Raw genomic sequence first — 12,419 nt, 5'->3', positions numbered from 1 at the left:
CAAGACATGTCGTGGATGGTCCGGGACATCGTGGACAACGTGCCGGGTGCGCGGCACGCCGTGGTGCTGTCCGCCGACGGCCTTCCCCGCGGTGCCACGGAGGGCCTGGCCGAGAAGGACGTGCGGACCATCTCCGCCGCCATGTCCGGCATGCAGGCCCTGAGCAAGGCCACCGCCCACTTCGCCGGACCGGCGGCCGAGCGGCGGTGGAACCAGACCGTCGTCGAGTTCGACGAGGGCTGGGCCTTCCTGATCGGCGCGGGGCAGGGCGCGTACCTGGCCGCCGCCGCGGAGCCGGACGTCGACCTCCAGCAGATCTCCTTCCGGATGCACCGGCTGGTCGCCCGGCTGGGCGAGAACCTGACGGCGCCGCCGCGGGTGGCCGGGGAGAACGCCGCCGAGGCGGAGCAGCACGCCGCCCGGCTGTCGACCGGCGCCGCCCCGCCCGGCTTCGTCCTGCCGGAGCTGGACAAGGTGATCGCCGAGGTGCCGGGCGCCCGGCACGCCGTACTGCTGGGCTCGCACGGGCTGCCCCGCGGGGCGTCCTCCGGCATGGGCCAGGACCTGGCCGACACCATCTCGGCGGCCATGACCGGCATCCAGGCCTACAGCCGGGCCACCGCGCAGTTCGTGGGCGACCCGGACTTCCAGTGGCGGCAGACCGTCATCGAGTTCCAGCACGGGTGGATCTTCCTGATCGCCGCCGGTGACGGCGCCTTCCTGGCCGCCTCCGCCGCGCCCGACTGCGACATCGACCGGTTCACCGCGCGGCTGGCCGAGGCCGCGCCCCGGCTGGTCACGGTCGGCACGACCGGTGCGAGGAGGTCCGGCGATGCATGACGGGCCCGACGAAGGACCGGAACTCACCGGGTCGTTAGTACCACTGTTCGTGATCACCGAGGGGCGTTCGCTGCCCCCGGACCACGAGTACGAGCACACCACGCTGGTGACCGCGCAGAACGCCCCGGCCACCGCGACCCGAGCCCTCTCCCCGGAGGCGCGCAGGGTCACGGACCTGGTCGCCGACGGTTTCCTGTCCCTGGCCGAGGTGTCCGCCCACACGCGGCTGCCGCTGGGTGTCGTGCGCATCCTGGTGGCGCAGCTGGACAACGACGGTCTCCTCCTCGTGCGAAAGCCCATCCCACGCGCCGAACGGGTCGACCGCGAACTGCTCAGCGCTGTGCTCGACGGCCTGAGAAACCAATTCGGAGCGTGACCCGTGAAACTCGAACCAGACGCCGCCCACTCGCCCGAGTATCTGAACCCGGACGTCTCCCACTCGGTGAAGGTCCTCGTGGTGGGCCACTTCGGCGTGGGCAAGACCACCTACATCGGCAGCATCTCCGAGATCGAGCCGCTGAGGACCGAGGAGACGATCACCGAGGCCAGTGAGGGCTTCGACGACCTGTCGGGCGTCCCCGACAAGACCACCACCACGGTGGCGATGGACTTCGGACGGCGTACGCTCAGCAACACCCTCGTCCTGTACCTCTTCGGAACGCCCGGCCAGGAGCGTTTCAAGGAGATGTGGGAGGCGTTGTCCCGAGGCGCGCTGGGCGCGCTGGTCCTCGTCGACCCCTCCCGGCTCGACCAGAGCTTCGCGGTCCTCGACCTGGTCGAGCGGTTCGGCCTGACGTACGCCATCGGCGTCAACCGCTTCGACGACACCGCCGCCTACCCGCTCGATGAGGTCCGCGAGGCGCTCAACCTCCCCGAGGACACCCCTGTCGTGGAGTGCGACGTCCGCGACAGCCAGTCGTCGGCGAAGGCGCTGATCGCCCTCGTGGAACACCTCATGACCCACTTCGGCTAGGAGCCACGGCATGCAGCACTCCAACACCCCCGAGATACCCCCCGGCTGCCCCGCACACGGCAACGTCCAGCTGTTCGGCAACGACTTCGGCTCCGATCCCGAACGGCACTACGACCACCTGCGCTCGCTCGGCCCCAGCGCGCCCGTCGACATCGCGCCGGGCGTCGAGGTCGAGCTGGTCACCGGCTACGACGAGGCCCTGTACTTCCTGCAGAACCCGGCGTGGTTCGTCCGCGACGCCCGCCGCTGGAACGCGCTGAACGAGGGCCGCGTCCCCGAGGACAGCCCGGCGCTGCCGATGATGGGCTACCGCCCCAACGCGCTGTTCAGCGACGGCGCGGCGCACGCCCGGCTGCGGCGGGCGGTCACCGACAGTCTGGCCACCCTCGACGAGCTGCGGTTCGTGCGCCAGACCCAGCAGTCCGCCGACTACCTGATCAGCCGCTTCGGTTCCACGGCGCGCGGCCAGGCGGACCTGATGGCCGACTACGCCCAGCCGCTGCCGCTGCTGGTCTTCAGCGACCTGTTCGGCTGCCCGCCCGAGATCGGCGACCGGGTCGTCGTCGGCATCAGCGGGATCTTCGACGGCACGGCCGGCGCCGACGAGGTGCTGGCCGGCGCGCTCACCGAGCTGATCGCGCTCAAGCGCCGGCAGCCCGGCGAGGACCTGACGACCCAGCTGATGCGGCACTCCGCCCAGCTGACCGACGAGGAGGTGCTGCACCAGCTCGTCACGCTGCTGTCCGGCGGCACCGCGCCCCTGTCGGCGGCCATCGGCACCAGCGCCGCGCTCTACCTCAGCGAGGAGTGGCGGTCCGGGCTGCCCGTCGAGGACGCGGTCGTGCAGACGCTGTGGGACTACGCGCCGATCGCCAACTACGCGGCGCACTACCCGACCCACGACGTGGAGCTGGCCGGCCGGACCCTGCGGGCCGGCGACCCGGTCCTGATCTCCTTCGCGGCGGCCAACACGGACCCGAAGCTCAAACGCCACCGCGAGCAGCTCAGCAAGGCGCACCTGGCCTTCGGCGCCGGGCCGCACGCCTGCCCCGCCAAGGACCCGGCCTTCCAGATGACGGTCACCGCCGTGGAGGCCCTGCTCAACCGGCTGCCCGACGTCGAGCTGCGGGTGCCCTTCGGCGACCTGCCGTGGGTCCCGGCGCCGTGGAGCCGCTGCCTGGTGACCCTGCCGGTGAAGTTCACGCCGCGCTCGGCGCCCTCCGACGCCGCTCCGGCGGGCCCGGTGGGCGACCGTACGGCGCACTCCCCCGCGCAGCCGCAGCGCGCCGCCGCCACCACCCGGACCGCCGCCCCGGCCGCCCCGCAGCGCAAGGGAGGCCTCTTCAGCAACTTCGTCTCCTGGATCAAGGGCGAGTGACGTAAGTAACCCTGTGAGAACAGGGAGTTATTGGATGTAGTGATCACCGTGGGGGTATGCATGGCGGCTGCTGCCGAGAAAGGAGCTGCCGCCATGGGAAGTGTCACCACCCCGTCCACCGATCGCCGTACCGCCGTCGCTCTCTTCTCCCGCCTGCGGACACCGCAGGGCCAGGCCGATCCCTTCCCCCTCTACGAGAAGCTCCGCTCCATGGGCGAGGTCAGCCAGGCGCCCTGGGGCGGTCTCGTCGTCACCGGCTACGACCTGTGCGCCGCGCTGCTGCGCGACGGCGACTGGCTGGAGCCGGACAAGCAGTGGCGGGCCCGGCAGGGGCCGCGCACCCGCTGGAGCGCGCCCTCCTCGCGGGAGATCAGCAACACCCTGCCCGCGCTCAACCCGCCGGAGCACACCCGGGTGCGCCGCGCGGCCGGGTCCTTCGACCGCACCACCATCCAGGAACTGGGCCGGACCGTGGACGGCATAGTCGACCAGCTGCTCGACTCCCTCGCCGAGCGGCTGCGCGAGGGGGAGGCCGACTTCTCCGCCCTGGTGAGCGAGCGGTTGCCGATCGCCACCATAGGGAGCTGGCTGGCACTGCCGTCCGCGGACTGGGACCGGCTGCGCGACCTGACCCACGAGCAGGTCTTCACCCAGGAACTGCTGCCCTCCGCCAGCCAGCTCGCCCGGTCCGACACGGCCCTGAGCGAGCTGCGCGCCTACTTCCTGGACCTGATCCGGCACCGGCGCACCCATCTGGGCGACGACCCCGTCTCCCGGTGGATACGGACCTGGGACGCGCTGGAGGCGGACCGGGACAAGGCCGACGAAGGTGTCTACTTCCTGGCCCTGTTCGTCCTGCTCGCGGCCCTGGAGACCACGTCCACCCTGCTCTCCACCATGGTGCTGCGCCTGGTGGAGAGACCCGGGCGGTGGGACTCGCTGACCGGCTCCCCCGACCTGGTCCCCGCCTTCGTGGAGGAGACGCTGCGCCACGACCCGCCCACCCACGTCATCAGCCGGGTCGCCGCCAGGGACGGTTCGCTGGGCGGCTTCGAGGTCCGCGCCGACGACATGGTCCACCTCATGGTCGGCGCCGCCCACCACGACCCGGCCCGGTTCCCCGGCCCCGAACGGTTCGACCCCGCCCGCAACGTCACCCAGCACCTCGCCTTCAGCGGAGGCATCCACTACTGCCTCGGCGCCCCGCTGGCCCGGCTGGAAGCCCAGACCCTGCTCCGCCGCCTCGTCCGCCGTCTGCCCCGCCTCGCCCTCGTGCGCCGCCCGCCGATGGCGCCGCGCGTGGTCTTCCGGCGCCTACTGAGCCTGGATGTAGCCCTCGCATGAACCACATACCCGCTCCCTCCCCCGTCACCGGCCTCAAGGCCGTCGACGTCACCCAGGACGGCCCCGTCCTGCGCGTCCTGCTCGACCCCCACGGCACGGACCCCGCCCTCGGCACCGCCGTCGTCGACGATCTCCTCGCCCTGCTCGACGGCCTCCACGACCGCCCCGACGTCCGCGCCCTCGTCCTGTCCTCGGCCGGCGACGACTTCTGCTCGGGCGCCGACCGCACCGAGTACCAGGCGGCCCTCGCCGACGACCCCACCGACGCCGGACTGCGGCGCCTGCTCGACAAGGCCCAGCGCCTGTGCCGGGCCCTGGAGGAGTGCCACGCCGTCACCATCGCCCGGCTGCACGGCAAGGTGATCGGCGCCGGCCTGGCCCTCGCCGCCTACTGCGACCTGCGCGCCGGCGCGGACACCTGCCGGTTCCGGATGCCGGAGGTGGGGCTCGGACTGCCGCCGGCCTGGGGCGGGGCGATGGGCCGGCTGATCCACGAGGTCGGCGGTTCGCGCATCCGCGAACTCATGCTCACCTGCGACGTGTTCGACGCCGCGACCGCCCAGCGGATCGGCCTCCTGCACAAGGTGGCCCCCCTCGACCGGCTCGACCACGCCATCGGCGCGTGGACGAGGTCCTTCGCCCGGCGCTCCCCCGAAGCTCTGGTGCTGACCAAACGCATGCTCACCGGCTACGCGCGGGCCCACCGGACGGCGGACATCGCGCTGCTCGACGCCCACCTGCTCAGCTCCCACCTCGGACAGGCCGCCGCGCGCCGCCCGGCCGGCTGACCCCCGCCCCGCGGGCCCCTCCTTCCCCGTGGCGCGGAACAGTCTCGGGTCACGTCGGCCGGGACGCTCGCCAAAGCTCGTGAAGGTGAGGCCGAGCCGACTTACCGAGCACCGCCGTGACGGTTCCCGCTCCCCACGCCCGCGGGCCCGGCCCCGGCCCGAGGAGACCGGGCCGGGCCCGCCGGCCGACACCGGCCGGCGCGCGCCGGCCGGTTCTCAGCTCGGACCGCCCTCCCACTGCCTGGCCGGTGACCAGAGTCCGGTGCCGGCTCCGGTGCGTTCGCCGGTGCCACCGCGGGCGCCGCCCGCCGCGGGCGACCGGTGGTCGTGGTCCGTCCGCTGGAAGCCGACCGTGTAGGTGCGCGTCACCGATCCGTTGGCCGACGTCACCGTGACGGTGCGGGTGGTGAACCCGGAGGCGGGCGAGGAGACGGTGGAGCTGCCGGTGGTGACCTTCACCCGCGCCCCGGACTCGGCCGCCACCGCGCCGACGGCCGGCAGCCTGCCGTTCTCCGGCCAGTCGACGACGTACGTGGACACCGCCGGGTCGAACCCGTCGATGGCCACCCCGCCCACGGTGATGGCGGAGGCGTCGGCGACGCTCGCCTTGGTGGCGTCGGAGAAGTCGGTCACCGTGACCGACCCGTCGGCGCCCACGACGACCTGGGCCGCCATCGCCGCCGCGAGGTTGATCCGCTGCCAGCTCTCCCCGCCCTCGGCGGTGAGGTCCAGCGGGTAGCCGGAGTCGGTCGCGGTCTGCTCCAGGATCTGTGCGCGCTGCTCGGTGGTCAGGTCCGGGAACGCCGTGATCAGCAGCGCCGCCGCGTCGGACGGCACGTCCAGGGCCTGACCGGCCTTGCCGACCCGCGAGAACCCGTACGTCAGGCGCTGCGTGTACAGGTCGATGTGCTGCGCCGTGCTCAGTCCGGCGTAGGGGTCGCCCGCGCAGGCGGTGAGCGTGTCGCCGTACCCCTTCGCCTCGCACGCCGCGAGCAGCACGTTCTCCATCTCGGTGTGCGCCTGCGTCAGCAGCTTCTCGAACTCGGGGTCCGCCCACCGGTGGGCGACGGTGGCCTGGGCGGTCATCCGGCCGCCCATGACGTCGAGCGGGTAGTGGAAGCCGAGGACGATGCGGTTGTCCCCGTACTCCGAGGCGCGGGCGAGGATCGACGGCGCCAGCTCCGGCAGCAGCGTGGCGAGGATCGTGCCGGCCTCGTAGCCGCCGTAGGTGTGGCCGCTGGGGTACGAGCCCTGGCCGGCCAGTCCGCTGTAGTCGCTGTCCTGCGACTCGTAGACGTACCCGCCGTCCCCGGCGAACCCGAGCCGCACGTACGGGCGGGGGTAGTCGTAGTGCTCCTTCGCCGCGTCGTGGGTGTCGAGGTGCTCGGTGACCCGGCCGAACAGGGCGTCCGTCTTCGGCAGGTCTCCGCCCTTCAGCGCCTCCAGGTAGATCTCGCCGAGCCGGGAGCCGAGGCCGTCGGCCATGGTGACGGTGCCGCTGTCGGCCGCGTCCACCTCGGCCCGGTCGACCTGGGCCTGGGTGGCCGCGTTGTTGACGCGTACGGCGATCTCGTCGTTCTCGGCGGTGAGCGTGTCGGTCCCGGTGCCGGCGCCGAGGATGTCGGTGCCGAGGTCGTCGATGCCGCTGAGGAGGTGGTTGAACCAGTCGCTGCCGTCGCCGGTGGCCGGCCAGGAGTCGGAGGGGTAGGCGGCGTCGAGGGTGTCGTCGGGGAAGGGGGAGGGTTCGTAGGAGGTCGCGGGCTCGTCGGTGGCAGTAGCCGCGGTGGCGGCGTCCGATGTGCCGGCGAGGGTGAGCGCCGTGACGGTGGCGGTGTGGGTCTTCGCCTTGCTCGCGGTGGTGAGCAGGGCGGTGTCCGCCGTGCCGGGGACGTGGAGGGTGGTGCCGTCGTCCAGGGTCACGGTGTGGCCGATGAGCGGGTGGCCGCCGTCTCCGGCCGTCCGCCAGGTCACGCGGACCTGCTTGCCGTCGGTGACCACCGACGTCACGGTCGGGGACTGCGGCATGCTGTCGCCGGTGATCGCGGGCTGGGTCGCGGCGCTCGCGGCCGAGGTGCCGACGGCGTTGAGCGCGCGGACCCGGGCCGTGTACGACGTGCCGGTCTTCAGCTGGGTGAAGACCGTGGCCCGGCTGTCCGGGTCGTCGATCCGCACCCGGTGGCCGCCGCTGAGGGTGACCTCGTAGCCGGTGACCGCCGAGCCGCCGTCGTCCTCGGGTGCGGCCCAGGCGACCGTCACGCTCGTGCCGGACGCCGTCGCGGACACCGCGTCCGGTGCGGTCGGTGCCGTCTTGCGCTTCGTCTCCAACGCGGAGACGGCGTGGTCGAGGGCCTGGTAGCGGGCGGTCAGGGCCGCGTCCGTGGCCGCGTCGTCCGCGAGGGCGGCCTTGGCGGCGGCGAGGGCGGTGGTCAGTGCCTCCCAGGTGGCGTCCGTGTAGCGGGCGTCGGTCAGGGCCGACGCGGTGGTGACCAGGTTCTCCAGCCTCAGCCGGGGCAGCGGGGTGAGCTGCTTGGCGGCGAGGGTGAGGCTCCGGGTGCGGGTGTCGGCCTCGAGCTGGGTCGCCTGGTCGGCGGCGGCCAGCAGGTCGCGGGCGGCGGCGAGTTCACGCTCGTACACCCCGAAGTCGACCGTGCCGTACCGGTCCGCGTCGTCGGCGAGGCCCTCGTACTGCTCGATCGCCTTGCGCAGCGCGGTCGTGTCCGTGGCGGCGGGCGCCTCGACGTGGCTGAAGGTGAGCCGGCCGAGGTTGGCGACGTAGGGGTGCGAGGAGTCGGCGGTCGTCGTCAGCCGCAGGTACACGCGGTGCGTGCCGGTGATCCCCTCGGGCAGGGTCAGGCTGGTCGTGCCGCCCGACGACCAGGAGCTGCCGGTGACCGGGAGCGGGACGGTCGCGTACGGGGTGCCGGGGTCGTCCGCGTCGAAGGAGTCCAGGTGGAGCTGGACGGCGGAACCGGTGCCGCAGCGGGCGGAGTTGTTGACGTAGGTGATCGTGACGGTGTTCCGCGCGGAGGTGCCGAAGTCGATGTCGCCGTAGTCGAGCCAGGCCCCGTCGTAGGTGCCGCCGAGGCTGGTGGCGGAACCGGCGTCGCTCCAGGTGGTCGTCTCGCTCTTCAGCCCGCCGCCGCTGTTCGCCTGCCACGCGGTGGCGTCGAGGGTGACGGGGGCGTCGGCGTCGCGGGTGAAGGTGAGGGAGTGGACGTTGGCGACGTAGGGCTGGGCGTCGGTCTGGGTGCTCGACGCGAACGTGGCGTACACGTCCTGGACGTCGGCGAAGACGTCCGGGTCGAGCGTGACGGAGGTGGTGGCGACGGTGCCCCAGCCGGAGCCGGTGTAGTCGAGGGGGATGTCGATGCTCCGGTCGCCGTCCTTGGCGCCGAGGTGGAGCTCGATGTGCGAGTCGGAGGCCGCGCGGGACTGCGGCTTGTCGTAGCTGACGGTCACCGTGTCGGCGCCGTCGCCCAGGTCGGTGCCCTTCCACTCGGCCCAGGCGCCGTTCGTGACGTTCTCGAAGACGCCGCCCGTGAGCTTCAGCGGCAGCGCGCCGTCGCCGGTCGCGGTGGCGTTCGGGGCGGTCAGCGTGGCGAGGGTCGTGGTCCCGCCGGACGAGGGGAGGTCGTACGGGGAGAACTGGAACCAGTCGAAGTTCGACACCCACTGCTGCCCGGCCGGGGCGTGGAAGACGAAGGTCACGCCACCCGCGTCCAGCAGGGCGTCCGGGTCGGTGACGGCGGCCCGCACGGTGGTGTAGTACTGCCAGCCGCCGGTGCCGGGCAGGGAGACGGTGGCGACGACGGGACCGTCGGCGTCACCGGCGTGGATGTCGACGCCGCTCGGCTGGGCGGTGGTGGCCTGCGAGTTGGCGTACCGCACGGAGAGGCTGCGCGGGGTGACACCGCCGAAGTCGAGACCGCCGTACCGCACCCACGACCCCTCGGTGACTCCGCCGAGGTCGCCGTCGGAGTAGTACGCCTCGCTGACGAGGCTGGGCCCCTCCTTCTGGTCCGGGTCCTCGGCCTGGAGCACGGCGTAGCCGCCCTCGTCGAGGGTGAGGGCGTCGATGGCGGACTGGAGGGAGTCGCGGGCCGCCATGAGCGTGCCGGTCGCGGAGCCGGTGTCGGCGAGGACGGTCCTGGCCCGTTCGAGGGCCGTGCGGAAGACGGTCCAGGAACCGTCGGAGTAGTTCCCGGCGCGCACCAGGAGCGCCTGGTCGACGAGTTCCGCCAGTGCCGCGCGCGGCACGGCGGCGGCGGAGACGACCAGCGGGTCGGTCACGGAGGCACCGGCGCCGGTCACCGAGGAGGCCGGGACCTTGTGCGCGAAGGCCGTGTCGCCGAAGGTGAGGCCGAGCCGGACGTCGGTGCCGGTGGAGCCGCTGAACGTCAGCGTCGCCGTGCGCGAGCCGGTGACCCGCAGGTCGGCGGTGAGGCCGTCCGGCAGGCCGGTGACGCTCGCCGCGCCGCTCCTGGTGAGGCTGGTGCCCTTGCGGGCGGCGAACGACGCCTTGCCGGAGAGGGTGAGCTTCACACTGTCGTCGACGGTGCCGTCGGCATCGGTGGCGACGGTGGCCGGGCTGGCGCTCAGGACGGACTCGCCCTTGCCGGTGCCGGTGCCGGTGCCGTCGTCGCCGTCGCTGGTGCTCATCGAGTACGCGGGCTCGGTCCTCTCGCCCCAGGAGGACGGCTCGGCCCCCATGGTGAAGTTCAGGGTCCCGCCGGCGATGATCTGCGAGTAGTCCAGCCAGGTGTTGTCGAACCGCTTGCCGTTGAGGGTGGCGCGCTGCACGTAGTAGTTGCTGTCCGACACCCCGTCGGCCTTCACCGTGAACGTGCCGCCGTTGCCGTAGGTGATCGTCGTCGAGTCGAAGAACGGGCTGCCGATCTGGAACTGGCTGGACCCGGCGGTCACCGGGAACAGCCCCAGCGCGGCGGCGACGAACATCGTCGACATGGTCCCGGCGTCGTTGTCCATGGTCGGCAGGAAGCCGTCCGGGGCGAGTTCGTACACCTTGGTCCTGACCGGCGGGGTGAACTCGCCGCCCGAGCTGGGCGCCTCGTCGGTCGACCCGGTGGCGATGTACCGGTTCCAGGTCTCCTTGGTGTAGATGGACCGCACCCACTTCTGCGTCAGGCTCGGCTCGCCGACGTAGTTGAAGAGGTAGGGCGCCTGGAGGTCGATCTCGTTGGCGTTGGAGTGCAGCATGGTCGAGCCGTCGTCGGCGTCGGAGTCCTCGCCGAACATGTGCTTGACGGCGGCCTCGCCCGCCTTCGTGCCGCCCATGGCCTCGATGAGACCGTCCATGTCATAGGCGTCGTACCAGTGGTACTGCCACAGCGTGCCCTGGTAGAGACCGGCCGCCTCGAACTTCTCGTGGTCGGCGCTCTGCCAGTCGCCGTCGGCGTCGCGCGGGGTGAGCAGGCCCACCTCGGTGCCGTCGGCGGCCGTCCAGGCGCCGGACTTGACGAGGTTGTCGATGGCCATCGTGGCCTGGGTGCGCAGCTTCTCGGCGTCCGCGTCCTCGCCCAGCTCCTCGGCGATGATCGACAGCGCCCACTGGTCGTAGCCGCGCTGCACGGTCGTCCCCGGGTCGCCCGCGATGTACCCCTGGCGCAGCTGCGTACCCGTGTAGTACCCGACGTACGACTTCAGCGCGGGGTACGCCTCGTCCAGCCGGTCGAAGCCGCCGTACCCCTTCGACAGCGCGTCGGCGATGACGACGGCCAGCCGCTCCCAGCGCACGGTCGGCACCGAGTGGGTGAGGCTGCCGAGGCTCTTGCCGGTGGTGTGCGCGTCGGCGAAGAGGATGACGGCCGACTGCACCATGTCCCGGTAGCCGGCCGGGTCGATGTACGCCTCGACGGAGAACTTGCGGAAGTCGTCCCAGGACGACCAGGAGTCGTAGTACGTGAACCCGTTGGCCTTGTGCACCGCGCCGTCGACGCCCCGGTACGTCCCGCTGGTGCTGGTGGCGTTCACCGGCAGCGCGTACATGCGGTACAGGTGCGTGTAGAACTGCTTGGTCAGCGTCCCGTCCGGGTCGGACTTCCTGGACGCCTGTACGGCGACGGCGCCGAGGGTGCTGTTCCAGTCGGCCTTGGTCCGCTCACGCGCCTGGTCGAAGGTGAGGTCACCGGTCTCGTTCGCCTGGTCGGTGGCGGCCTGCTCGGCGCTGACCGGCGAGAGGGTGATCCGCAGCTCGATGTCGTCGCCGTCGGCCTCGTCGAAGCCGAGGACGGCGCCGGTGTCGGTGCCGTCCTGCGCGGTGGCGCCGGTGAGCCTGCCGTCACCGCCCCAGGTCTTCAGGGACGTCACCGGGACGTTGGTGGTGGCGTGGTAGTACATGCGGTACGAGGCGCCGTTGAACGACCCCGCGATGAGGCCGTCGATCGCCGTCGTGCCGTCCGCCAGCGTCCTGGTGTCCAGGGTGGCGCGGGTGCGGCTGGTGAAGTTGTTGGCGAGGTCCAGCACGAGCTGGGGCTTGGATCCGGCGGGGAAGCGGTACCGCTCCAGCGCGGTGCGGGTGGTCGCCGTCATCTCGGCGTCGATGGTCCCGGCGGGGGCGTCCAGGCCGACCTGGTAGTGGCCGGGCGCCGCGGTCTCGTCGTCGTGGCTGTACGTGTGGGCGTAACCGCTGGTGGCGGGGCGGCCGGTGTACTCCGTCGACGTCGGTACGACCAGCAGGTCACCGCCGCCGCCGGAACCGCCGACGCCGTCGAGGTTGGTCGCGGTGAACCCGGCGATCCGGTCCTCGTCGTAGTCGTAGCCCGAGTGGTTGCGGTTGGGCGTGGTCATCGGGTTGACCTTGGCCAGGCCGTGCGGGGCCTGCGCACCGGGCAGGTCGTTGCCGTCGTCGCCGGCGGTGGAGACGAAGGGGTCGACGAGGGCGGTGTAGTCCTTGCCGCCGGGTGCCGCCTGCGGGGCGGCCGCGGCCGTGGCGGCGGTGCCGGTCAGGGCGGCCAGCGCGAGGGCGCCGGCGAGCAGGGTGGCGGTGAGTCTCGTCCTTCGCGTGGATCTTATGGGCCTTGCGGGTCTTGTGGGCACGGAACCTCTCCAGCATCGCGATGTACGCGCACGCTCGGGC

The 12,419-nt window shown here is 72.4% G+C and carries 7 protein-coding genes; 6 read left to right on the top strand and 1 reads right to left on the bottom strand.

Going from position 1 to position 12,419, the window contains the following annotated elements:
• Window positions 1-15: 15 nt before the first annotated feature.
• From ACY1JF_RS22215 to ACY1JF_RS22190, 6 genes are all read left to right on the top strand, one after another.
• Window positions 16-840 carry a roadblock/LC7 domain-containing protein gene (locus ACY1JF_RS22215; protein ID WP_462706979.1) on the top strand — a complete coding sequence of 275 codons (825 nt, stop codon included), beginning with the start codon at window positions 16-18 and terminating at the stop codon, window positions 838-840.
• The gene (locus tag ACY1JF_RS22210) at window positions 833-1,216 is read left to right on the top strand and encodes a DUF742 domain-containing protein (RefSeq protein WP_462706948.1); all 384 of its coding nucleotides are present in this window, start codon (window positions 833-835) and stop codon (window positions 1,214-1,216) included. The genes ACY1JF_RS22215 and ACY1JF_RS22210 overlap by 8 nt, the downstream gene beginning before the upstream one ends.
• A gap of 66 nt (window positions 1,217-1,282) precedes the next feature.
• Window positions 1,283-1,813, top strand: coding sequence for a GTP-binding protein (locus tag ACY1JF_RS22205; protein ID WP_462706978.1), 531 nt, complete (start codon window positions 1,283-1,285; stop codon window positions 1,811-1,813).
• Window positions 1,814-1,823: 10 nt separating this feature from the next.
• Window positions 1,824-3,191 (top strand): cytochrome P450 family protein, encoded by a 1,368-nt coding sequence (locus ACY1JF_RS22200; protein WP_462706947.1) that lies wholly within the window; start codon window positions 1,824-1,826, stop codon window positions 3,189-3,191.
• 93 nt (window positions 3,192-3,284) lie between these two features.
• On the top strand, window positions 3,285-4,535 hold the full coding sequence (locus ACY1JF_RS22195; RefSeq protein WP_462706946.1) for a cytochrome P450: 1,251 nt from the start codon (window positions 3,285-3,287) through the stop codon (window positions 4,533-4,535).
• Complete coding sequence (locus tag ACY1JF_RS22190; RefSeq protein WP_462706945.1) at window positions 4,532-5,323, top strand: enoyl-CoA hydratase/isomerase family protein; 792 nt, start codon at window positions 4,532-4,534, stop codon at window positions 5,321-5,323. Before ACY1JF_RS22195 ends, ACY1JF_RS22190 begins: the two co-directional genes overlap by 4 nt.
• A 216-nt stretch (window positions 5,324-5,539) precedes the next feature.
• On the opposite strand, the gene ACY1JF_RS22185 is transcribed toward ACY1JF_RS22190, so the two are convergent.
• Window positions 5,540-12,379: a GH92 family glycosyl hydrolase gene (locus ACY1JF_RS22185; RefSeq protein WP_462706944.1), complete on the bottom strand. Its 6,840-nt coding sequence runs from the start codon at window positions 12,377-12,379 to the stop codon at window positions 5,540-5,542.
• Window positions 12,380-12,419: the final 40 nt, after the last annotated feature.

Source organism: Streptomyces sp. SYSU D01066-1, assembly GCF_054956795.1.
Note: the sequence above shows the minus strand (reverse complement) of the source record. Positions and strands in the feature narration are given on the sequence as shown.

Excerpts from the sequence above, each read along its gene's own strand:
- ACY1JF_RS22190 (WP_462706945.1), top strand. The coding sequence starts at position 4,532 with ATGAACCACATACCCGCTCCCTCCCCCGTCACCGGCCTCAAGGCCGTC.
- ACY1JF_RS22210 (WP_462706948.1), top strand. The coding sequence starts at position 833 with ATGCATGACGGGCCCGACGAAGGACCGGAACTCACCGGGTCGTTAGTA.
- ACY1JF_RS22215 (WP_462706979.1), top strand. The coding sequence starts at position 16 with ATGGTCCGGGACATCGTGGACAACGTGCCGGGTGCGCGGCACGCCGTG.
- ACY1JF_RS22200 (WP_462706947.1), top strand. The coding sequence starts at position 1,824 with ATGCAGCACTCCAACACCCCCGAGATACCCCCCGGCTGCCCCGCACAC.
- ACY1JF_RS22195 (WP_462706946.1), top strand. The coding sequence starts at position 3,285 with ATGGGAAGTGTCACCACCCCGTCCACCGATCGCCGTACCGCCGTCGCT.